Source organism: Methylobacterium sp. V23 (assembly GCF_002917135.1).
Lineage (GTDB): Bacteria > Pseudomonadota > Alphaproteobacteria > Rhizobiales > Beijerinckiaceae > Methylobacterium.
In genome coordinates, this window is the sequence record NZ_PDHT01000051.1 from 1 (window position 1) to 20,435 (window position 20,435).

The window sequence follows — 20,435 nt, forward strand, 5'->3', positions numbered from 1 at the left end:
GGCCACCAACTACCTGGCTGCCGTCTGCATCGCTGCTACCGTCAGCTACTGGTTATGAGTCCCGAGCCTAAAGGACGAGGCGTAGGCGGCCAGCTGGCGCGCGGCGTGGCGCTGAGAAGACGCTGCCCTGACGCCGGTGCGCTACGCGGACGCATTCAACTCCTGCGGGTACAAATCCGGAAACACTGACGGCCTGGGCTCGGTTGGCGCGGTATCAGGAGGATCTCACGAGCGTCTTCGTTCGCGAGAGCCTCGTGCCAATCCGCTACACGAGGAAATCTCATGCGTCGTCTCACCCTCAGCGCTGTTGCGCTGGCCTTTACCATGCCTTGCAGCGCGCTTCCGGCCGCCGCTCAGAATGCGTCAGGCTCAGCATCCGAGCAGAACCCGTCGAGTTCGGCATCCGAGAAGACGGGCAACAAGGCTGCGGCGATGGGCGAGGCGGAAGCTAAGCACGCCGCCGACACCACGACCGTCGGTCTCCTGGCTCTCCAGACCAGCCAGATCGCCCTCAAGAAAGCGCAGAACCCGAAGGTGAAGGAGTTTGCGCAACTAGAGGTCGCCGAGCAGGAGACGATCGCTGACGTGCTGAAGTCGATGCGCGATCAGAGCACGCCAGCCAGCGGGCAGGTGAAGGCTCCGACCGCCGACACTGTCCAGTCGAACCTCGACGCCAAAGGAAAGGCGATGGTCGAGAAGCTTCAGAAGGCCGAGGCCGGAGCCGCCTTCGATCGTGAATACGTGCAGGGTCAGATCGAGGGGCATCAGCAGTTGCTCGAGATCCAGGAGGCCTACCTGAAGACCGGCAAGGATCGCGAGAACCTCAACGTGACGAAGCTGATGCGTGGCCAGATCAAGGAGCATCAGATGCTCCTTCAGGATATGCACAAGCAACTCGGCCATAGCTGATTCGAGCCGATCGTCACCCTCTCCTCGCAAGGGGGTGACGAGCTCAGGTCGATAGACTGTCGTTCTCCGCACCTATCACAGTCGGTCTAGATGTCTCCAACAAGTAGACACGTTCTTAGAGCATGACATACCGTATCATATTCTACGATGCTCACGGTGAGATCGGCTCACGCTTAGAACCGAGCGACCTGGAAGCGGCCAAAGCGCATGCTGAGGAGGGCTTGACCCTGCATCATGCCGCGTCCGTCCGGATCGTTGACGGCAACGATGACGAGGTCTGGGTCAAGCAGGGTGCGGGACGCGCAGGCGGCGTCCCTCAGGTTTGAGGGACGCCTTGAGGTTCTAGTAGAAGCCGCGGCGGCCATAACCGCGATCATGTCCATAGCCATGACCGCGCCCTCGACCATAACCGAAGTGACGGCCGCCGAAGCGCGGCCCGAAGTGATGACCGCCACCGTAGCCGCGGCGCCCATATCCATCCCCGTAACCGCGGCGCCCGTATCCTCCGCCGCCATAGCCATATCCGTATTGGACGTTTTCTACAGCAGTCGCAGTTTCCGGCATCGTCGTAACACCAAGCGGTGTTGCCGAAACCGGGGCCGATGCCAGGAACAGACTGGCAGCCATCAGGCCAGCACCAAGCGTGAGTGTCTTGAACATAGGGTTTCTCCCTGCGGATCCGCTTATCCGAGCAGCTCGCTCGGGAGACCTACCAGCCTCAATCTGAACGACGCCCGCGTCGGCAGCATCTCTGCAATCAGCCCACGAACCAACATGCCCCGAGCATCACGGCCGCCCTGGCAGCGGCCATGCCAAGCAGGGTCACGCGACTGACCCGGTCGACTTTGCCGATCGTGTCGCCGGTTCGATGTTCCCCACTCACGGATGCGCTTTCCAGGCCGGCCTTGTTCGCTTCGTTATTCACGACACCGTTCGCGGTCGGGATCGTGCCTGTTCCGGGGTAGCCGCGCGCGGTCATGCCTGTCTCCTTTCCGCCCAGGAGGGGAACGGTCGGGGAGCGGTCGAGGTCGGTGAACGGAGGTGCGGCGAGATACCCATGCCCCTCGTCACTCAGAGAGGCGATGCATACGTCCCGAGGGCACTTGGAGAGGAACGAGCGGCGTGAACGTGTTTGCCGAACCTTTTGAGGATCACACAATCGGCTCCGCGGAGTGGAGGTCTGCTCTCTTTGCGGAAGCGGTTCGCCACACGGCTCACCTCGCCGGTCCCATCAAGGTGAGTGCTCTGCAAGAGCACCTCCTGGCGTTCACCGGTGGAACGGAGGAAGAGTGCGGGGGCGAGATCCTCATGACGCTCTGCCTGCTGATCCACAGCGGCCTCTACACGGCCAACACCTACAATCGTGCTACGATGACCCTCATCCTGAGCGAGGCAACGACCTTCACGACCTCGCACGTCCTCACCATGCACATGCACGGAGAGCACGAGGCCGGCGAGGAGGATGAGGAAGAGGCGTAAGGTTCGCACCCAAGCTGACCACTGGTGCCGGTGTTCGAAACTCCTTCCGTGTGAGGCACGCCCATGAAGGCGACCTGATGACGGGACGTGTCGCCTTGATGATGAGCCGATTTGAGAAAGTCAAAGCCCCGCGCCGGTGAGAGCTTCGGACATCGACAATTGGTCAACGTTCCCGCGGCCTGACAGCCCTTAACCGACGACGGTTCGTCCTCACCGCGCACGACGCGACGACCGAGGCCGATGGACTTCGCCAACTCTGAGGGGCGGACTGCATAACGCGCGGCAACGTTCGGACATGCTCCACCGAGCCACATCGCAACGGCAGCAAACGTGCCGACGGTGTGGCCGACCTTACTGAACGGATGGGGCCGCCCCTCCGGTGGTGGATCGTCGAGCGGCGCAGCAGGACAATCGGACGTCGGACCTTCGAGGACAGGTACGGCTCGAAGGTCGGAACGAAGGCCACCTGCTGGCGAACGGCGCGAGACCAACCAGCTGCTACGCCGCCACTTGCAACGCAGAGGCAGCCGACGTCTCAAACGACCGGACGCAGTTGCGGCCACCTGTTTTCGCAGCGTAGAGCGCGCGATCGGCCCGCTCGATCGTGCGATCGATGTCCTCGTCGGATGTCTCCGCCTCGGCCATGCCGATGCTGATCGTTGCCTTGAAGCACGAGCCCCCCGGCTCGAACAGGGTGTCTGCAACCGTTTGGCGGATCCGGTCGGCGAAGATCGCTGCGCCCTGCAGGTCGGTTTCGCGGAGCAGGACTACGAATTCCTCGCCGCCGAACCGGGCAACCTTATCCGTCGTCCGGATCGCTTCGCTGATGATCCGGCCAACCTGGCGGATGACTTCGTCGCCTGCGGCGTGGCCATGAAGATCGTTGACGCGCTTGAAGTGATCGATGTCGATCATCAGGACGCAGATCGCCCGGCGGTAGCGCTTGAAGTAGCTCATGGCGTCCTTGGCCAAGGGCATGAACGCACGCCGGTTCAGGAGGCCTGTAAGGGCGTCCGTGTCGGCCAGGACCTGCATGGCATGGAGATCAGCTCCGAGGCGTCTCACGCGGTCTTCAGCGACGTGCACCGCGCTCGATGCCTCAGCCTCGATGTGACGGGCATCCGCCTCGGCGGTGCCGATGCGCCGGAGCAGAGACCGGACAGAAGCCGACAGTTGCAGAACCTCGGGCGAGCCATGCACGCGGTCGGTCATCCGCGCATTCGGTTCACGACCCACGCGGTCGACAGCTTCTGTCAGTTGCGACAGAGGTCGGCTCAACCGTGCCGCCACCGACCGGATCCCCAGCATCCCAACCAGGGCAGCACCAAGCCCGAGCAGGGTGATGAGGACGGCCAGATGATTGGCCCCTGCGAGCGCTGTATCGATGGGCTGCAGAGCGACGACGATCCAGCCCAGCCCCGCATAGTCGCCCCGTCCGCGGGTCGACGTCGCCGATGCTACCTGATTGCCTTGCGGGCGCAGAGCAAAAAAGGATCCGGCGGCAAGTTCGTCAGCCGTGAAGGGACTTGCGCCGAGGTCCGGCCCAAGGAGAACACGACCTGCTCGATCAAGGACGATGATGTCCTCCTTCAGGTCTGCTCTTCGGGACGACAGCACCTCACGCCGGACGACATCGGCCCAGCGCCAGCTGAGGTGACCGCCGAGAACGCCGATGATCTGACCGGACGCATCCCTGACCGGTGCAGCCAGATCCACGAACCGGAAGGGGGTTCCATCCGCATGCGGCTTGAGCAATGATTGCAGCATGGACGCCGCATGCACGTCCTCGACAGCCGCGTGTTTGATGCCGTTCTGAAACCAGGGTCGTTGTCCGACATTCGCCCCTTCGAGAACACCGCCCGTGGCCGCGCGCACGCGCCCATCGCGATCCGCGAACCCAACCCAGGCGTAATCCGGGAGTGTTCCCTGCATACGGTCGAGGACCTTGCGAAGGCTGCCGGTATTCTCGAGCCAATGCGGCTGCAGCGCCTCGAGAGCGGCGACATTGCGAATTTCGCGTAACCGTTCGGCCATATCTTGATCGAGCCGGTCAGCCACCGAGCGCGCCACCTGTAGAAGGTTGCTCTGGGCCATCTCCGTCGCTTGCCTGCTCGCCAGGAGAGCCGAGCCTACCGCGGTCACCCCGATTACGGCGAGAGCAATCGCACCAGCGAGCAGGCTGATCTGGCGCCTCAACAAAATCCCGTCAGCAAACTGCGTGAACGTCATGACTTATCCTCGATGGCGAGGATCATCCCTTCTATCGGATGGCATCACATGAAGTTTATAAGTTAACGACCTGTGAACGAGCTGGGAAAATATATGTAAGTTACTTGAGCGTTACAATTGCTATTCAGAAATTTACTAAGTTCTGAGCGCGAATAAATCACTTAGAAAAATACAGTCTTTCGGGTTGCGAGACTGCAGCTGCTCAAGGTGCCGTTCGGTCAGTCTGCGTCGTAACGGAGAGGTATCGGAGCGAGAATTACTGCTCCGCCGGCTTACGTATCAATGCACAGGATGGGGCGCTGCCAAGCAGGCCAAGCAGCTAACTTTGACGGGTTCTGGCGCAGCCGAACGTCTGTTCTCGCAGGGTAACCCTGTGACGGCGCACTGCTGACAGCGGTCCCATGATCTTCAAGACCCTTCGGCGCAGGCGGACACATCATGCGCTTCGCCCGCCGCAAACGCTCGACGTGCGCGCTCGATCTCGGCGTGATGCGTCTCCGCCCAGATCCACACACCGCAGAACGCCGCTCCCAAACTTTGCCCCAGCGGCGTCAGCGTATAATCCACATGCGGCGGAATCACTGGATGCACCGTCCGACGCACCAGACTATCTCGCTCCATTTGCCGGACTGTTTGCGTCAACATCTTCTGGCTGATCCGTCCTACCGCCTTGCCGAGTTGGGTGAACCGTAGCGTGCCGTGCTCGTCCAAGGCTTCAAGAATGAGCATGGTCCACTTGTCGGCCACCTTGGCGATGATGTCGTTGACCAGAGCTTCAATCACCGGATCGATCTTGTTTGGGATCGGCTCACGCCGCTGCACCTCAATCCTGGGGTCAGGGGCAGCTCTACGCATCCGACGCTCTCCTTTTGGTAAGTACCAATCTTTTCGGTGCCTACTTCAGTATGGAGAGTGTGGTCCATACTCTCCGAGGCGACAACAACGAAGGTCGCCGTCATGAAAATCTCAGGCAACACCATCCTCATCACCGGAGGCGGCTCCGGAATCGGTGAGGCCCTCGCGCATCGTTTCCACGATTCAGGCAACAGCGTCATCGTCGTCGGTCGCCGAGTGCAGGCACTGGAACGGGTCACCACCGGCCGGCCGCGCATGCACGCGATGCCGCTCGACATCGCGGATGCCAGAGACATCACCGCGTTCGCGAAGCGGATCGTGGCCGAGCACCCGACCTTGAACGTGGTGATCAACAACGCCGGGATCATGCGCTTCGAGGCGTTGGATCAAGCTCGCAACCTCTCTGATGCCGAGGCAACGATCACCACGAACCTGCTCGGCCCGATCCGGCTGACGGATGCCCTGATCGAACATCTGCTCGGTCAACCTGATGCGGCGCTGATCAATGTGTCCTCTGGACTGGCATTCGTTCCCCTGACGGCGACACCCACCTACGCGGCAACGAAGGCCGCCATTCACAGCTACACGGTGTCCCTGCGAGAGGCTCTGAAGGGTAGGATCGAAGTGATCGAACTGGTGCCCCCGGCGGTACAAACCGATCTGACGCCGGGCCAAGCCACCCGCGAGGGCTATCTGCCGCTGGCCGACTTCATCGACGAGGTCATGGCGCTCTTCCAGCAGCAGCCCACGCCGCGTGAGATCCTCGTGCAGCGCGTCGCCTTTCTGCGTAACGCCGAGGCCGAGCACCGCTTCGACCACGCCGTCATGAGCCTGAACGATGCCGTTCGCTAACATCAAAGTTCCCGAGGTGGCGCTCGGCCGCGCAGACGGAGGAGATCGTCCATCGCGTGACGAACCTGTTCGCGGACGATTTCAGCGAAGGCGTTCGAGGACACACCCTGGTGTGGATCGCGGAGGTCAAGGACGGCGGCTACGCCCGGCCAATGAGGTGTTCGTCAGGCCGCATGCCTATCGGTCGAAGGACTGACCGTGTCTGGGCCGCCCAGGAGAGCGGCGGCCCAGACATCTGGCGTTACCGGAAGTTGCTGCAAGAACCGTGGAGCAGGCGGTAAGTCTGCGGCCTTGATCAGCCATGACGGAGCAAAGGGCGAAATCTCTTGACTGCTTCCAAGGACGGCAGGTCAGCTTCCACGATTTATTTGGCGGAAAACCGTCTTGTGGGTTTCGGTCTAAAGAGGACTTCCACCGGAGCTTCAAGGCCACGTCCGTGTATCGAGCGACCCTCAATCAGGGAGATCGGTCTGCTTGCCTGCGACCACGGCGAACAGGTCCGTGAGTGCGGCCAGGCTCGCCGACTGAAGCTGCGCGGCTCGAACAACCGAACCATCAGGAGCAGGCAGGTCGCGTGTTGCCGTCGTCGAGGCAACGACGGTGGGTCGAAACCCGAGGCTGAAGGCGCCGCGCGCCGTTGAGTTGATGCACATGTGCGTCATGAAGCCTGCCAGGACGACGTCCTTCACCCCCGCCGCTTCCAGCTGCGCCTGGAGATCGGTCCCGACGAATGCGTTCGGATAGGCCTTGGTGATCACCGACTCGCGGCCCTGAGGGGCGACCTCGGCGCTGATCTGACCGATGGGCGCCGTGATGTCGTAAGGCGAGCCCAGCCCGGCATCGTGCTGGATGTGAATGATTGGGATACCCGCGCCCCGTGCCCGCGCGAGCAGGGCAGCGGCTTCCCGAAGGGCGGGTTCGACGCCCTCGAGGCGCATCACGCCTCGTCGATAGGTCTCCTGCAAGTCGACCATCACGAGGGCCGAGTCCTTGAGGGACGGGGGCTCTGTGCTGAGACCGGAGAGCCTGCGTAGGGTCGCGAGATCTGACATCGTGCTTCTCCTCCGGCACCACGTGCTTTTCGTGGCGTGCCATCCAAGCGTGCCGCGGACCTTACCACCCGCAGGTCCGAAGGCATCTGGCCGGAAAGTCGAGTGTGCTCACCTCGGCCCGCTGGATTCTGTTTCTCGCATCGACCTGCCCGATCTGAGGGGAAGGTGATTACGCGGCCCGCCGACGAGTTCCGAGGCGTTCCGCGATGAAAATCCCACCGAGGACGAGCACGAGCGCAGCGGCATTGTCGAAGCGAAACGGCTCCCCAACCAGCACCACGGCCAATAGGGCGCCGAACACCGGCAGGAGGTTCACGAAGACGCCCGCTCGGTTCGGGCCGATCATCTCCACCCCGCGTAGGAAGCAGAGTTGCGAGACAAGAGAGGGACCAAGTCCGACATAGACGACGATGGCCCAGCCCTCGCGGGTCGGCCAGACGAGATGACCGCTGATCCACTCTGCAGCCGCGAGCGGCAGGGACGTCAGGAAAGCGGCGACTGCCATCGCCGTGAAGAACGTGAGGCCTGAAACCGCCGGTCTCGCCCGTAGGGCTACGGTGTAGCCGGCGTAGAACAGGCAGGCGACGAACATGAACAGGTCGCCTCGGTTGAAAGCCAGGGTTCGCAGGATCTCCCAATCGCCGTGGGTTGCGGCTACGGCGACCCCAAGCAGCGTGACCAGCACGCCCACGGCTTGCATCGGCCTCACGGGGGTCCGGTAAGCAAGGAAGCTGCAGAGCAGCACGATGACGGGGATCGCCCCTTGGATCATCGCCAGATTGGTGGCGCTCGTATGGGTCCCGGCCACGTAGAACAGTGCGTTGAAGGCAGTGTAGCCGCAGGCGCCCATCATGACGACGAAGCGCCAACGCGGCAGGAGGAGGCGCCACTCGCGAGATACGGGACGAGATGCGAGCGGCACCAAGGCGATACACGCAACCAGCCAGCGTAGGCTGGTCAGGGCAAAGGGTGACACCTGACCGACCGCCCACTTGCCCGCGACTGCGTTGCCGGCCCAGATCAGCGCGGTGAACGTCAGCAACGCGTAAGCGACGTTCGTAGACGCGGTGTCAGGGCTGTGGGGAACGGTCGAAGGGGTTTCGCCTGAAGACATGGACGCTTCTAGCACGCCTCCCATGAGAACCGGGATCTCTCACTCCGACCACTTCACGAGGAGAAGGAAGATCGCCGTACAGGGCGTCTTTAAGCCGGGAACCGTCTGTCCGCTCTACGACCGGGTTGGGTGGTTTCCGGTAGGTCTGCTTTGCAGCTCTTGGCCGCGAATAACGCCGTCATGCGTACAGGCCAAAGGTCTGGATCCGAGCGGCCGCCGCGGGTCGGGCGGTAAGGCGCCGCGGAGCGGCGGGCTTGGGGTTCGGCTCGAGCAGCCTTCTGGCGCAGGGGAAATGGGTCGCATCCGCTGGTTCGCCCAGGCTCCTAGGTAAGCGGCATGGACCGCAGCTTTCCCATGACCCGCGCCGCCGGGCTCGATCGCCTCACCGAATTCCTCGCTGGCGCCGGCGCCTCCTACGCCGCCGACCGCAACACCGATCGGGGGGCTGAGCACGCACCGACGACTTCGGCGCTCTCGCCCTATCTGCGTCGTCGCCTCATCACCGAGGCCGAGGTCGTAGCCGCGGCCGACCGCGCTTTCGGTGACGGCGGCGCGGAGAAGTTCGTGTCGGAGGTCTTCTGGCGGACCTACTTCAAGGGTCACTTGGAGACCCACCCCTCCGCCTGGACGGAGGCACTCGCGTTGGCTGCGGCGGGCCACGAGCGCCTCGCCGCCGAGGCCGGCCTGCGCCGGACCTACGAGACGGCCATCGCGGGGCGCACCGGGATCGCGGGCTTCGACGATTGGGCCCGGGATCTCGTCGAGACCGGGTGGCTCCACAACCACGCCCGAATGTGGTTCGCCTCGATCTGGATCTTCACCCTGCGGCTGCCCTGGGCGCTCGGGGCGGACTTCTTCATGCGCCATCTCCTCGACGGTGATCCGGCGAGCAACACGCTGTCGTGGCGCTGGGTGGCGGGCCTGCACACCCGGGGCAAGCACTACGTCGCCCGGGCGGAGAACATTCGTCGGTATACCGAGGGCCGTTACGATCCCGCCGGTCTCGACGAATACCCGGATGCGCTCGACGAGCCGATGCCGCCGCGCGAGCGCCCCCTGTCCCCGGCCGATACCTCGCCGTCGGGGCAGGCTGCACTGCTCCTGCATCTCGACGACCTGCACCCGGAGAGTTTGCCCCTGGGCGGCGCGACCGTCATGCGCGTCGGCGGGCTGATCGCCCATGCGGATGGGGCGTCCGACCGCGTCAGGTCCGCGGACAGGGTCGCGATGGCCGATGCCCTGGCCCGGGCCGGAGCGTATTTCGGGTGCCCGGCCGGCCCGGTCGAGGCCGGATGGGCGGGCGACCTGCCGGTCCTGACGGCCTGGGCCCCCGTCGGACCATCGGCGACGCTCCTGCCGGACGGCTGCCGGCGCGTACGCCGGGCCTGGGACGAGGCGGCCTGGCCGCGATCCACGCGTGGGTACTCACGCCTGCGCTCTGCTATCCCGGCGGTGCTGGCGGGCTGCCCCTGATGCCCCTTCGCCTGCCGACGGGGCCTCCGCATCGAAAGGCATGAACAATGAAAGGCATGAACAATCCGATCCGGCGACGGCAGCGCCTCGGGCCCCGGGGCCGCTCCGGTCTCATGGCTCTCTGACGCGCGCACGCAGTTCGCCGACGCGACGTATCCGCGAGACACGCTTCAGCACACCGAAGCAATCGTGCGACTTCGAACGCTCGATTGGTCAGGCCGCCATCTCGTATTTTGCGATCACAGGAGGCGCCTGCTTAACACTTTTCCGTGATGATGCTCCTCCAGCTGCTTTCGACTTTTCGCTTCGCAGCTTTGGGAGCTCATCGTGTCGTTCCGAAATCTTTCCATCCGCGCCAAGCTTGTTGCGGCTTTCTCCATCCTGACACTGCTGGCCATCGGATTGGGTTTGCTGGGCGTGTTCGGCACGCAGCGCATGCGGGAGCAGGCCCTCAACATCGAGACGAACTGGCTGCCGAGCATGCGCGTGCTGGGTGAGATCGATACGCTCACCGCACGGACCAGCGCCCTCGTTCTGCGCCACACGCAGGCCACCGACCCCGCGCTCGTTGCCAGCATCGAGAAAGACATGGAGCGCTTCGGCAAGAAGCTCGACGAGAAGAAGGCCACCTACGAGCCCATGATCGGCTCTCCTGAGGAGCGGGCGCTCTACGAGACCTTCGCGCGTGAGGCCCGGAATTTCGAAGGCGTGCGCGGGTCCATTCTCGAGCTCTCGCGTGCCGGTGAGAAAGCTCAGGCCTATGCCCTTTACGAGAGCAAGGGCATCATCCCGCGCCGTGCGGCCTCCGTGGCCCTCGACAAGCTCGTTGCCATGAACAACGAGGGCGCCACGGCCGCTCAGGCCGAGAGCAAGGCCGTCTTCGAAACCACCCGCACCTGGGGGGTTATCGCCATCTCGTTCTGCGTTCTCCTCTCCACCGTCTCTGCGACCCTGATCGTGCGCGGCGTCACGCGCGGCATCGGCGCGGTAGTCCAGCCCATGCAGGCGCTGGCTGGCGGCGACCTCTCGGTGACCATCCCGCACCAGGGCGCCCGGACCGAGATCGGCACCATCGCGGACGCCGTTCAGGTGTTCAAGGACGGCCTGATCCGGATGCGGGCGCTGGAGGAGGAGACGGTGCTGGCGCGGGCCGGGGCCGAGGCGCAGCGCCAGGCGGCGATGCGGGCGATGGCCGACAGCTTCGAGGGCGCGGTGGGCGGCATCATCAGCATGGTGACGAGCTCGGCCACCGAGCTGCAGGCCACCGCCCAGAGCATGGCCGGCACCGCCACCCAGACCGCCAACCAGACGACCAGCGTCGCGGCCGCGGCGGAAGAGGCCGCTTCCAACGTCAACACCGTGGCGGCCGCCGCCGAGGAGCTCGGCTCCTCGGTGCAGGAGATCGGCCGTCAGGTCAGCACCTCCGCGACCATGGCACACGGCGCCGTCCAGGAAGCCGCCGAGACCGCCGAACTCGTACAGCAGCTCAACACGGCGGTGGCGTGCATCGGCGACGTGGTGACGATGATCACTTCCATTGCCGGCCAGACCAACCTGCTGGCGCTGAATGCCACGATCGAGGCGGCGCGGGCCGGCGAGGCGGGCCGGGGCTTCGCGGTGGTGGCCGCCGAGGTCAAGGAGCTGGCCAACCAGACGGCGCGGGCCACGCAGGAGATCGGCGAGCACATCAGCCAGATCCAGGGCTCGACGGGCCAGGCGGTGGCGGCCATCGACGGGATCGCGGCGCGCATCCGCGAGATCAGCGGCGTGGCCACCTCGATCTCGGCGGCGGTGGAGGAGCAGGGGGCGGCCACCCAGGAGATCGTGCGCAACGTGGCGCAGGCGGCGATGGGCACGGGGGCGGTGACGACCAACATCGCGGGGGTGGCGGGCGCGGCCGAGGAGACCGGCGCGGCCGCCAGCCAGGTGCTGGGCGCCGCCTCGGAGCTCTCGCGCCAGTCCGAGCACCTCAGCACCGAGGTAGACCGCTTCCTGGCCACGGTTCGGGCGGCCTGAGACGCGCATGTGAAGGCGGGGCGGCCTCGCGCTGCCTCGCCTCGGCGCACACCCGGCGACCAAGCGCGCAGGATTGAGAAGCCTGCGCCGCCGGGCGGTCGCTGACTGGTGCGGTGCCTGCTGCGTGGGGGTGACACGACAAGCCCGGCACGCCACGACGACGGCCAGGCTCCGTAGGCAGGCCGGATCAGGCGAGGTCGTTCTGCTCCTCTGGATCCTCCGGCAGATGCTCGGCCGGATCGACGGTGTCCTGCGCGCGGCGACCCTCGATGCCGGATTCCTTCGGATTGGCCTCGCTCTTCGGCTCAGAGCCTTCTGAACTGCTCCCGCCATTCCTGGTGAGCACCCGATCCATGGGGACGTCCAGCGGATCTTGCGGATTCTCAGGCATCATTTCCTCCAGGGTCTTTGTTCGAGACCAACGGATGAAGACGATGAACGTTCGAGCGCCCTGCGCCGGCCATGTGCGCGAAGGCGGCGTCACGGAACAAAAACCCGCCGCGGCCAAAGCCGGGCGGGTGAAGGTGGAGTCCTCGGGTAAGGACAAACGCCGGCCAGAACCATTCTGGCAGCTCGCTGCATCGCTTGCAGGATCCGTGCAACACCACGATGACCGGGCGGACTTTCTTGCGGATTGCCCTCGGGCGCGGTGTGGAACGCCGATCCGGCCTGCATGCGGTGCGCCGGTCAGCATACCCCCGTCTGGTGATCCTCGGTGAGCGTCAAGCACGCGCGGTAAGCGGTCTCTCCGTCCTCATCCCGGACGATGGCGGTGAAGGTGCGATCGTCACCGTCCAAGCCGCACTCTCCGGCGACCTCGTACAGGGCACGGACGGCCAGACAGCGACCGGCTTGAAGGTCCGGGAGAACACTGCCCTCCTCGTCTGCGACGAAATCCTGTCCCGCTGCAACGTCGACGAAGTACCGCGGCATCCGCTTGCTCCGAGTCGTTTCAGATGACTCGTGAATGCCCGGTGCGGCGTTTTGTTCGGTCGGCTTCCCATGCCTCGCGCCGACTTTCAACGAAAAACCCGCCTCAGACTGCGCTGGGGCGGGGTAACCGGCTGTGTACAGATCGTAATTTGTCATGCGCTCGGACGCTATGCGAGCGGTGTGCTACTTCGCGCGGATAGGGTGATCTTGGCGCAGTACGACTCTTCACCTTGCTCATCTCGTACGGTAGCAATAAACGTCTGGTTCTCTCCTGTCGGGAGATCCTCTTTGATCATGTCGCTGAGGGATTGAAGGGCAACCTGCCGGCCCGACTCTCTGTCTGGCAAGATGGTCCCAACCTCATCCTCGATAAAATGGGTGCCCTCTGCGACGTCGATGAAATACTTCGGCATTCACCCGCTCCAGTTGACCCAGGCTGTTGAAATGCCTGCCGAGCCGCCAAGTTCATCACGTTTCGGTCAAGCTGAGGTTACGGTTAACGTTTCGCGGAGAACGCCCAGCAGCGGCTGCGCTCGGTCTGCGCGGAATCAGCCGTCCTGGGTGGGACGATCTCCGCCAGACGACGCCGGTCGTGTTGCAGGCTCTGACCCTGGCGAACCGAAACGCCGGACGAGTCCACGATTGCTCCAGAGATCGGTGCGGATGTTGCTGCCGCGTGCGGTGACGATCAGGATCGCCTCTGCGTCGCTGTCGGCGAGAAAATCCCTGACATGGATGATGCGGCCGTCGGTGTGCCGCGTGATGGCGCGATACAACCGTCCCGGATCAAATCGCGTCTTGCTCCTCTCGCCGCCCTTATCTCGCAAGCGCTTCTCTCCCTGATCGTTTCGCGCGGTCGGGGCGCGGTACGATCGACGGAGGTCGAAAGTTTCAGGGGCGCAGAAAAAACCCGCCACGGATTGCGCCGGGCGGGGGAAGTCGGTCTCTCGCTTGGGAGGAAGCGTGGGGGCTTCCCTACGCCGATCGCTGCGGGGCGTCATGGTTACGGTTGCGGGGCTGGTATGCAAAGCGCCGCAACACCCAATGGCACCTCCCGGCGGGCCGTGCGTGGATCGACCCCCTCCTTCGCTCGCGCGCCGATGAGCTGCCCCGCATCGCTGGCTGGGCCAGACAGCGCATCATCCCCGGAAGACGAGGCCCGGGCGGTTGGCGCGGTGCGGCGCTGAGCGCTCGGCCGCCCATCGAACCCGTGGTGTGGCGAATGAGTGATTGCGGCCAAGCTTTGTTGTGGCCAGGGTCCCGCGCCGTCCGCCCCGTGGCGGGCGACCGTTATGTGAGGTGCCGTGACAAGCGATAAGCCGTGCACTGCCGATGCGATGCTCGTCCTCGAACTCGCAACGGAGAACGCCCTGTTGCGGGCGCAGCTCGCGGAGGCGCAGGACCAGTGCGTCGAGCTGGCGGTCGACGCCGGCGATCTGCATGCGGAGATCGAGGCGCTGCGTGCGGAGCTGGAGACCCTGCGGGCCAACGCCGCCAAGTGGCAGCGCGTGGCGTAGCGGAAGCGTGAGGGCGTAGGGCGGGGAGCCCCGGAACCTCTTCCTGCTCGAACGCGCATTCCTGTGTTCTTCCCGCTTGTGGCGTGCCCGGGTCGCGGGAGCCCACTGGAGGCGTCGTAGCGCGGTGCCGCCGAGGTTCAATCTGACGCAAGCCAGGGCCACCCGGTCTGGCCACCTGCTGGAGCCGAGGTGCGGTTCGATGGCCGCAGTAAGCCTTGGACGAGGCCGTGCTCTTTCGGCTCCCAATGCTCGGATTGCTCGTGTGCCAAACCTTGGTCGGCAACTCGTACGGGATTGGACAAAGTCCCGTCATTCCCAAGGGATGCGAGCGCGAAGGCGTGACTGTTCGGCTACGCTCTCTTAGGGCTGGAACACCTCGAAGATCCTCGGTTTTGCGGACCGCATGACCATCGTTCCGACCCTGAACTTCAACACCGACCATCTCTCTCCGGCTCACGCCTTTGCGGCATGGCGGGATCTGATGGCGCCGATCATTCGGGTCGAGCAGTGCGAGGGGGCCGGGCCACCGCGCGGCAATCTCTCCTGCACGATGCTCGGCGACATCCTCGCCAGCCGGATGGTCTTCACCCCGCAACACATGATCCGGGACCGTCGGCACGCAGCGGTGACGTCGGATCACCTGACCTTCATGCTCTACGTCTCGGGAGGGCTGACAGGTGAGATCGCAGGCTGCGCGGTGATGCAGCAGCGGAACAGGGTGATGGCCGCCGATATGGGCCGAGAACTCGATGCGCGCGGGGCTCGGTCCAGCGCGATCGGGCTGACCGTCCCTCGCCGGCTCCTGGCTGATGTCGATCTGAGGCGCATTCCGATGTTCTTCGATCAGGAGCGCAACAGATTGCTGCTCGCGCGCCTTCACGCGCTGTATCGCCATCTTCCCGCGACACGCATCGCCGACGCGGATGAGGTCGCGGCGGAGCTGACCGGGTTCGTGCGTCGCTTGCTCGACGGCTCCTCTGCCTCGGACGTTCTGCAAGGGAGCGAGCTCGACGCAGGGGTCGTGGAAATGGCTGAGCGCCTGATTGAGCTGCATCTCCCCTCATCCAGCCTCTCACCCGAATGGCTTGCCGAACGCCTGGGGACGTCACGGACGTCGCTGTATCGGGCCTTCGAGCGGACTGGCGGGGTCATGCGCCTCGTTTGGGAGAAGCGGTTGGAGGCGATCCGGACGGCGCTCGCGGATCCGCTCGAAACCCGCTCGATCACCCGCCTGGCGAGCGAGCACGGGTTCAAGACTTTGGCGCATCTCAGCCGTGAATTCCGGAACCGCTACGGCGTGGCGCCTCGCGAGTGGCGCCACGCCCGGATTGATCGGTCTGCTCTGACGTTCGAAAAATCACCTGCGATGGCGCACGATTGGTACGAGCGACTTGGTCAGCGGTCAGGCCCACGACGGATCGCATGACCGAGGTTCCTTCGGAGGCCGCTGCCAATCCCCTGCAATCATGCCGCCTTGTGTCGATCCTTCGCGCTGGGCTGCTCGTCTTCGCTCCGGTCGGCGATGCGGCCGAGGCCGATGGATTTCGCCAGCGCTGATCGACGTGCGGCGTACTCCGAGGCGACCATCGGGTAGTCGGCGGGCAGGCCGAAACGAGCCCGATAGTTGAACGGGTCCAAGCCATGGGTGTTGAGATGGCGCTTCAGAGTCTTGTAGGTCTTGCCGTCCAAGAAGCTGACGATGCCCTCTGGTGTCACCGACTTCCGGATCTGCGCCGCCGTGGGCTTTTCGACCTCGATCTCGGATGCGGTTGCAGCCGTGACGTTGGCGAGGCCGTTGAGGGCCCCGTGGACGTTCCGGATCAGGTCCGGCAGATCGGAGGGACGGACGGGATTGTTCGATACAAACGCCGACACAATGTCGGTAGTTAACTCGACAAAATCAATTTGTTGATCGTCCATGTCAGTAATAATGCTACTTTCGCGTTTTGCACCCCTGCAACATGTGCATCGTCGATCCTTGGGCAGCAATCAAGCGTCGATCAGAAAATCAAGGATATTACATTCCTAGCGTGCATCCAACAAATAGATTGCACGAGCAGATCGTTTCCACGATCGAAAGCTGTGCGATCCGCGTGGCCTCACTGAGGATCGCTTCCTCGGGTGACGACGCGACGGCATCGGGCGCTGCGACGGTGCGGTCGTCCTGGCTGAGCGGATGCGGCCGCTTCGTGCGCCGTGGATCATTCGGGCGTTCGGCGCGCCTGACGGGGGCGTCGGCGCCAGCCTCGATCTTCCGTCACGCGCCTGATGGGGACGATTCGGTTGCCTCCGAAGGTGGAACGCGCGATCCCGACGCCCGCTGCGAGAGGGCGCGCGAAGAGTGCGCGTAATCGGAGCCATGTCTCTGGAACGGAGGCCCAGCCTGATCATCACGGTGGCAGTCCGTTACGGATCTATAGCTTGCGACGTCCGGTTGGCACCATGGATGAACACACCGATACCGCCCCGGTTCGGCGTGGCGGGATCGGTTCAGCGCCAAGGCACGGGCTCCAGTGAGCGCTGCAGTGCATCGAGGAAGCGTCCGGTTCGCGCCGCACGCGCTTGGCGACGCGCGCCGAGCAGAGCCACGACCGGCGCCGCGGGCAGCCTGTAATTCTCCAGAAGCCGGACCAGCCGACCCGCCCGGACATCGTCGACCAGGTCCCATTCAGAGCGCACGATGATCCCGCACCCCGCCAGGGCCCAACGGCGCACGACTTCGCCGTCATTGCTGGCCAGATCGGGCTCGATTCGGATGCGCTCCTCGGCGGCGCTCGCCGATTGGAAGCGCCACAGGGTCACGTCCTCATCGTTCTCGCGCAAGGCGATGCAGGCATGTGCGCGCAGCGCGCCCGGTGTCTCCGGCACCCCGCGACGGCTCAGGTAGCTCGGAGCCGCGCAGGCCCAGCGCGCGTTCGGGGCGAGGTTGCGCATGATCAGACCCGGGGCCGTGTGCTCTCGGTCGCCAACGTGGATCGCCAGGTCCCAGTTGCTGCTGCCCGGTGCCCCTCCCAGACGGTCGGATAAGACGAGGTCGATCTTCAGTTCCGAATGCTCCGCCTGGAAGGCTGCGACTACCGGCGCCACGTAGCGGCGGCCGAACCCGAGGGGTGCGACGATGCGCAGATGGCCCCGAACCGCGCCGCGGCGCTCGGCAAGTGCATCGTCGATCTCGCTGAGGCCTTCGAGGACTTGGCGTCCGCGTTCTGCGAGCAACTCGCCCTCGTCGGTCAGCGTCAGGTGCCGCCCCGAGCGATCGACGAGATGGACGCGAAGCCGGGCTTCCAGGGCACGAAGCCGCTGGGTCACAGCCGGCGGAGAGACGTTCAGGTCGCGCGCGGCCGCCGCCAGGGAGGATGCCCTGGCGATGGCCGCGAAGAAGCGAAGGTCATCGGTCGTCAGCATTCAGGCTAAACTTAATCCGGGATGCAGCGGGCGTTAATGGCGGTCTGCTATCGTCCGTGCTCTGTCTGGTCTCGCACCTGCGTAAGAGGCAAGACCATCGATGCCGGACGTCACGTTCCGCCAGACGCCCCCCGTCAAGCACGGGACGGCCTTGGACCAGCTCGAGACACCCTGCCTGCTGCTCGACGAGGCAAAGCTGCGCGCCAACGTCGAGAACCTGCGCGCGCGCCTGGTCCGGCTCGGCGTCACGTTCCGCCCCCATCTCAAGACCGCCAAATCCCTCGACGTCGGCCGTATCGCCATGACGGCTCCGCACGGCCCCGCCATGGTCTCCACCCTGCGTGAGGCGGAGTACTTCGCCGAAGGGGGCGTGCGTGATCTGGTCTACGGCGTCGGCATCGCGCCGGCCAAGCTCGATCGCGTCTCGGCCATCCGCGCCCAGGGGGCCGATCTCGCCCTCATCCTCGACAGCCTGGAGCAGGCCGAGGCTGTCGCCGCCCATGCCCGATCCCTGGGCGACGCGCTTCCCGTCCTGATCGAGGTGGATGCGGACGGCCACCGCTCCGGCGTGGCCCCGGCCGACGCAGATTTGCTCGTCGAAATCGGCCGGCGCCTGGTGGCCGGGGGGGCGGGCTTGCGAGGTGTCCTGCTTCATGCGGGTGACAGCTACGCGCTGCATGATCCGGCGGCTTTGACCGCAGCGGCCGAGGCCGAGCGCATGGCGGCCGTGACGGCGGCCGAGACTCTGCGCGCGGCGGGGCTGCCCTGTCCGGTCGTCAGTGTCGGCTCGACCCCGACCGCCCGCTCGGCGCGGGACCTGACGGGTGTCACCGAGGTTCGCGCCGGGGTCTTCATGTTCGGCGACCTGTACCAGGCCGGCATCGGCTCGGTGGATCCAGCCGATATCGCCCTCTCGGTGCTCGCCACGGTGATCGGCCACCAGCGGCCCAAGGGCTGGATCATCACGGATGCCGGCTGGATGGCGCTGTCGCGCGACCGCGGGACGGCCAAGCAGGCCGTGGACCAAGGGTACGGTGTCGTCTGCGACCTCGCAGGCCGGCCTTACCCGGACCTCATCGTCGCCGACGCCAACCAGGAGCACGGCATCATCGCCGTACGGCGCGGATCCGAGGCCACGCTCCCCGATCTGCCGATCGGGGCACGGCTGCGCGTCCTGCCGAACCATGCCTGCGCCACGGGCGCCCAGCACGACCGTTACCACGTCCTCGACGGAACCGGCCGCGTCTCGGCGGTCTGGCCCCGCATCAATGGTTGGTAGGAACCCGCATCATGACCGATCCCATCGCTCGCATCGCTTCGTCCGCCGTATCGGCGCCGGCCGGGCACTACGTTCATGCGACTGCGTGGCGTGACCTGGTGTTCGTCTCGGGACAGCTCGCCGCCCGCCCGGACGGGACGCATACCGCCGATCAACCCTTCGACGTGCAGGTTCGGCAAGCTCTCGCCAACGTCCTCGCCATCCTGGGCGAGGCGGGATGCGGACCGCAGGATGCCCTGCGGGTCACGGCCTATATCGTCGGCGTCGAGAACTGGCCTGCTTTCAACCGGATCTACGCCGAGGTTTTCGGGGAGGCGAAGCCGGCCCGCACCGTCGTGCCGGTGCCGGAACTCCACCACGGCTATCTGGTGGAGATCGAGGCGATCGCCGCCCGGACCACGTGAGGGCAGCGTCCCGCACGAACGCCTTCGCGAAGCACGGCAACGACTTGGAGACCCGCGATGCCAGAGCAGCGCCATGATGCCGTCCTGTTCGATCTGCTGACCGCCCTCCTGGACAGTTGGTCGCTCTGGAATTCCGTGGCCGGAAGCGAGGATTTAGGCCGGCGCTGGCGCGCCGAGTACCTGCGGATCACCTATCGTACGGGGCGCTACCGGCCTTACGAAGACCTCGTTGCCCAAGCCGCGGGGATGGTCGGCCTACCGGGCTGCGCGACGGCCGAGCTCGCCGAACGCTACGCCGAACTCAGACCCTGGCCGGGCGTGGTGCAGACCCTGCGGGACCTCTCGGACAAGTCCATACCGCTCGGGATCGTGACGAATTGCTCCGAACGCCTGGGACGGATCGCGGCCGACTGCGTCGGGGTCCCTTTCACCACGGTGGTGACGTCCGAGCGGGCGGGATTCTACAAACCCGATCCTCACCCCTATCGCCTTGCCCTGAACGAACTGTCCGTCGATGCGTCCCGCTGCCTGTTCGTTGCCGGATCGGCCTACGATCTCGTCGGGACGGCTGCGGTCGGGTTGCCGACCTACTGGCACGATCGCGTCGGGATGACGGCCCCCGAGGGCGCACCGCCGCCGCTGGTGCACGCGTCCTCGCTGGATCACCTGACGCCGCTGGTCCGAGGCCGGTGATGCCGGCGGCAGCCCCGAACGACCCGCCGGCCGACGTCGCGAACCGGCGCCACGCACCGACCGAACCTCATTCGCACGCGAGATCACGGATCGCCCGCCTGCGGCGTCTCGCCCCGCGGAATGTTTTTCGGGAACCGAACAGCCGGATGGGCGCTAGAGCGATCGCAAATAACATGGTAAGTAAAACCCTAACGCAGTCTTGGACCATCTGGCGCTTCATCAATC

The 20,435-nt window shown here is 65.1% G+C and carries 22 protein-coding genes and 1 pseudogene; 11 read left to right on the plus strand and 12 right to left on the minus strand.

The annotated features are described in order from the left end of the window. The first annotated feature begins 282 nt into the window (after window positions 1-282). The gene (locus tag CRT23_RS25405; protein ID WP_245436580.1) at window positions 283-909 is read left to right on the plus strand and encodes a DUF4142 domain-containing protein; all 627 of its coding nucleotides are present in this window, start codon (window positions 283-285) and stop codon (window positions 907-909) included. 173 nt (window positions 910-1,082) lie between these two features. Here the strand turns inward: CRT23_RS25405 and CRT23_RS28730 are convergent, their stop codons facing one another. Together CRT23_RS28730 and CRT23_RS25420 are read right to left on the minus strand one after the other, a co-directional pair. Beyond that, window positions 1,083-1,424, minus strand: coding sequence for a hypothetical protein (locus tag CRT23_RS28730; RefSeq protein ID WP_181017471.1), 342 nt, complete (start codon window positions 1,422-1,424; stop codon window positions 1,083-1,085). 242 nt (window positions 1,425-1,666) lie between these two features. Further along, window positions 1,667-1,888 carry a hypothetical protein gene (locus CRT23_RS25420; protein WP_103712337.1) on the minus strand — a complete coding sequence of 74 codons (222 nt, stop codon included), beginning with the start codon at window positions 1,886-1,888 and terminating at the stop codon, window positions 1,667-1,669. Between the two features lie 257 nt (window positions 1,889-2,145). Here CRT23_RS25420 and CRT23_RS25425 point away from each other — a divergent pair, with 257 nt between their 5' ends. Then, on the plus strand, window positions 2,146-2,388 hold the full coding sequence (locus CRT23_RS25425) for a hypothetical protein (RefSeq protein WP_146056516.1): 243 nt from the start codon (window positions 2,146-2,148) through the stop codon (window positions 2,386-2,388). Between the two features lie 498 nt (window positions 2,389-2,886). Here CRT23_RS25425 and CRT23_RS25430 read toward each other — a convergent pair whose 3' ends face one another. Next, on the minus strand, window positions 2,887-4,617 hold the full coding sequence (locus CRT23_RS25430; RefSeq protein WP_103712339.1) for a sensor domain-containing diguanylate cyclase: 1,731 nt from the start codon (window positions 4,615-4,617) through the stop codon (window positions 2,887-2,889). 408 nt (window positions 4,618-5,025) lie between these two features. Continuing rightward, on the minus strand, window positions 5,026-5,472 hold the full coding sequence (locus CRT23_RS25435) for a helix-turn-helix domain-containing protein (protein WP_103712340.1): 447 nt from the start codon (window positions 5,470-5,472) through the stop codon (window positions 5,026-5,028). 102 nt (window positions 5,473-5,574) lie between these two features. On the opposite strand from CRT23_RS25435, the gene CRT23_RS25440 reads away from it, so the two are divergent. Both CRT23_RS25440 and CRT23_RS29355 read left to right on the plus strand, forming a co-directional pair. Continuing rightward, window positions 5,575-6,324, plus strand: a complete 750-nt coding sequence (locus CRT23_RS25440) for an SDR family oxidoreductase (protein WP_103712341.1) — start codon at window positions 5,575-5,577, stop codon at window positions 6,322-6,324. After that, window positions 6,311-6,520 (plus strand): annotated as a pseudogene (locus tag CRT23_RS29355) (4-oxalocrotonate tautomerase). Before CRT23_RS25440 ends, CRT23_RS29355 begins: the two are co-directional and overlap by 14 nt. A gap of 256 nt (window positions 6,521-6,776) precedes the next feature. Here CRT23_RS29355 and CRT23_RS25450 read toward each other — a convergent pair. After that, a complete protein-coding gene (locus tag CRT23_RS25450; RefSeq protein ID WP_103712342.1) occupies window positions 6,777-7,376 on the minus strand; it encodes a cysteine hydrolase family protein in 600 nt (199 codons plus the stop codon). Between the two features lie 169 nt (window positions 7,377-7,545). Then, window positions 7,546-8,418, minus strand: a complete 873-nt coding sequence (locus CRT23_RS25455) for a DMT family transporter (protein ID WP_348628899.1) — start codon at window positions 8,416-8,418, stop codon at window positions 7,546-7,548. 408 nt (window positions 8,419-8,826) lie between these two features. On the opposite strand from CRT23_RS25455, the gene CRT23_RS25460 reads away from it, so the two are divergent. Both CRT23_RS25460 and CRT23_RS25465 read left to right on the plus strand, forming a co-directional pair. After that, on the plus strand, window positions 8,827-9,963 hold the full coding sequence (locus tag CRT23_RS25460; protein ID WP_245436582.1) for an FAD-binding domain-containing protein: 1,137 nt from the start codon (window positions 8,827-8,829) through the stop codon (window positions 9,961-9,963). Window positions 9,964-10,290: 327 nt separating this feature from the next. Then, window positions 10,291-11,979 (plus strand): MCP four helix bundle domain-containing protein, encoded by a 1,689-nt coding sequence (locus CRT23_RS25465; protein ID WP_103712344.1) that lies wholly within the window; start codon window positions 10,291-10,293, stop codon window positions 11,977-11,979. Window positions 11,980-12,166: 187 nt separating this feature from the next. Here CRT23_RS25465 and CRT23_RS28135 read toward each other — a convergent pair whose 3' ends face one another. The 4 genes from CRT23_RS28135 to CRT23_RS28140 all read right to left on the minus strand — a co-directional run bounded on the left by CRT23_RS28135 (window position 12,167) and on the right by CRT23_RS28140 (window position 13,739). Beyond that, window positions 12,167-12,526 carry a hypothetical protein gene (locus CRT23_RS28135; protein WP_146056517.1) on the minus strand — a complete coding sequence of 120 codons (360 nt, stop codon included), beginning with the start codon at window positions 12,524-12,526 and terminating at the stop codon, window positions 12,167-12,169. A gap of 140 nt (window positions 12,527-12,666) precedes the next feature. Next, window positions 12,667-12,912 (minus strand): hypothetical protein, encoded by a 246-nt coding sequence (locus CRT23_RS25475; protein WP_055948038.1) that lies wholly within the window; start codon window positions 12,910-12,912, stop codon window positions 12,667-12,669. Window positions 12,913-13,079: 167 nt separating this feature from the next. After that, window positions 13,080-13,325, minus strand: coding sequence for a hypothetical protein (locus CRT23_RS25480; RefSeq protein WP_055948041.1), 246 nt, complete (start codon window positions 13,323-13,325; stop codon window positions 13,080-13,082). 135 nt (window positions 13,326-13,460) lie between these two features. Further along, window positions 13,461-13,739, minus strand: a complete 279-nt coding sequence (locus CRT23_RS28140) for a hypothetical protein (RefSeq protein ID WP_146056518.1) — start codon at window positions 13,737-13,739, stop codon at window positions 13,461-13,463. 477 nt (window positions 13,740-14,216) lie between these two features. On the opposite strand from CRT23_RS28140, the gene CRT23_RS25485 reads away from it, so the two are divergent. Together CRT23_RS25485 and CRT23_RS25490 are read left to right on the plus strand one after the other, a co-directional pair. Continuing rightward, window positions 14,217-14,429, plus strand: coding sequence for a hypothetical protein (locus CRT23_RS25485; protein WP_348628900.1), 213 nt, complete (start codon window positions 14,217-14,219; stop codon window positions 14,427-14,429). Between the two features lie 403 nt (window positions 14,430-14,832). Next, a complete protein-coding gene (locus CRT23_RS25490) occupies window positions 14,833-15,855 on the plus strand; it encodes a helix-turn-helix domain-containing protein (protein ID WP_103712347.1) in 1,023 nt (340 codons plus the stop codon). Window positions 15,856-15,893: 38 nt separating this feature from the next. Here CRT23_RS25490 and CRT23_RS25495 read toward each other — a convergent pair whose 3' ends face one another. Together CRT23_RS25495 and CRT23_RS25500 are read right to left on the minus strand one after the other, a co-directional pair. Next, a complete protein-coding gene (locus CRT23_RS25495) occupies window positions 15,894-16,349 on the minus strand; it encodes a MucR family transcriptional regulator (protein WP_181017472.1) in 456 nt (151 codons plus the stop codon). A gap of 570 nt (window positions 16,350-16,919) precedes the next feature. Beyond that, entirely contained in the window at window positions 16,920-17,834 is a 915-nt protein-coding gene (locus CRT23_RS25500) for a LysR substrate-binding domain-containing protein (RefSeq protein ID WP_103712348.1), read from the minus strand. A gap of 100 nt (window positions 17,835-17,934) precedes the next feature. Here CRT23_RS25500 and CRT23_RS25505 point away from each other — a divergent pair, with 100 nt between their 5' ends. The 3 genes from CRT23_RS25505 to CRT23_RS25515 are packed head-to-tail and all read left to right on the plus strand — an operon-like array spanning window position 17,935 to window position 20,210. After that, window positions 17,935-19,113 (plus strand): DSD1 family PLP-dependent enzyme, encoded by a 1,179-nt coding sequence (locus tag CRT23_RS25505; protein ID WP_103712349.1) that lies wholly within the window; start codon window positions 17,935-17,937, stop codon window positions 19,111-19,113. A gap of 11 nt (window positions 19,114-19,124) precedes the next feature. Next, window positions 19,125-19,517 (plus strand): RidA family protein, encoded by a 393-nt coding sequence (locus CRT23_RS25510; RefSeq protein ID WP_103712350.1) that lies wholly within the window; start codon window positions 19,125-19,127, stop codon window positions 19,515-19,517. A 57-nt stretch (window positions 19,518-19,574) separates the two neighbouring features. After that, the gene (locus CRT23_RS25515; protein WP_103712351.1) at window positions 19,575-20,210 is read left to right on the plus strand and encodes an HAD-IA family hydrolase; all 636 of its coding nucleotides are present in this window, start codon (window positions 19,575-19,577) and stop codon (window positions 20,208-20,210) included. The last annotated feature ends 225 nt before the right edge of the window (window positions 20,211-20,435 follow it).

Excerpts from the sequence above, each read along its gene's own strand:
- CRT23_RS28730 (WP_181017471.1), bottom strand. The coding sequence starts at position 1,424 with ATGGCGGCGGAGGATACGGGCGCCGCGGTTACGGGGATGGATATGGGC.
- CRT23_RS25435 (WP_103712340.1), bottom strand. The coding sequence starts at position 5,472 with ATGCGTAGAGCTGCCCCTGACCCCAGGATTGAGGTGCAGCGGCGTGAG.
- CRT23_RS25450 (WP_103712342.1), bottom strand. The coding sequence starts at position 7,376 with ATGTCAGATCTCGCGACCCTACGCAGGCTCTCCGGTCTCAGCACAGAG.
- CRT23_RS25505 (WP_103712349.1), top strand. The coding sequence starts at position 17,935 with ATGCCGGACGTCACGTTCCGCCAGACGCCCCCCGTCAAGCACGGGACG.
- CRT23_RS25495 (WP_181017472.1), bottom strand. The coding sequence starts at position 16,349 with ATGGACGATCAACAAATTGATTTTGTCGAGTTAACTACCGACATTGTG.
- CRT23_RS25515 (WP_103712351.1), top strand. The coding sequence starts at position 19,575 with ATGCCAGAGCAGCGCCATGATGCCGTCCTGTTCGATCTGCTGACCGCC.
- CRT23_RS25510 (WP_103712350.1), top strand. The coding sequence starts at position 19,125 with ATGACCGATCCCATCGCTCGCATCGCTTCGTCCGCCGTATCGGCGCCG.
- CRT23_RS25490 (WP_103712347.1), top strand. The coding sequence starts at position 14,833 with ATGACCATCGTTCCGACCCTGAACTTCAACACCGACCATCTCTCTCCG.
- CRT23_RS25440 (WP_103712341.1), top strand. The coding sequence starts at position 5,575 with ATGAAAATCTCAGGCAACACCATCCTCATCACCGGAGGCGGCTCCGGA.
- CRT23_RS25500 (WP_103712348.1), bottom strand. The coding sequence starts at position 17,834 with ATGCTGACGACCGATGACCTTCGCTTCTTCGCGGCCATCGCCAGGGCA.
- CRT23_RS25420 (WP_103712337.1), bottom strand. The coding sequence starts at position 1,888 with ATGACCGCGCGCGGCTACCCCGGAACAGGCACGATCCCGACCGCGAAC.
- CRT23_RS25405 (WP_245436580.1), top strand. The coding sequence starts at position 283 with ATGCGTCGTCTCACCCTCAGCGCTGTTGCGCTGGCCTTTACCATGCCT.
- CRT23_RS25460 (WP_245436582.1), top strand. The coding sequence starts at position 8,827 with ATGGACCGCAGCTTTCCCATGACCCGCGCCGCCGGGCTCGATCGCCTC.
- CRT23_RS25480 (WP_055948041.1), bottom strand. The coding sequence starts at position 13,325 with ATGCCGAAGTATTTCATCGACGTCGCAGAGGGCACCCATTTTATCGAG.
- CRT23_RS25430 (WP_103712339.1), bottom strand. The coding sequence starts at position 4,617 with ATGACGTTCACGCAGTTTGCTGACGGGATTTTGTTGAGGCGCCAGATC.
- CRT23_RS25475 (WP_055948038.1), bottom strand. The coding sequence starts at position 12,912 with ATGCCGCGGTACTTCGTCGACGTTGCAGCGGGACAGGATTTCGTCGCA.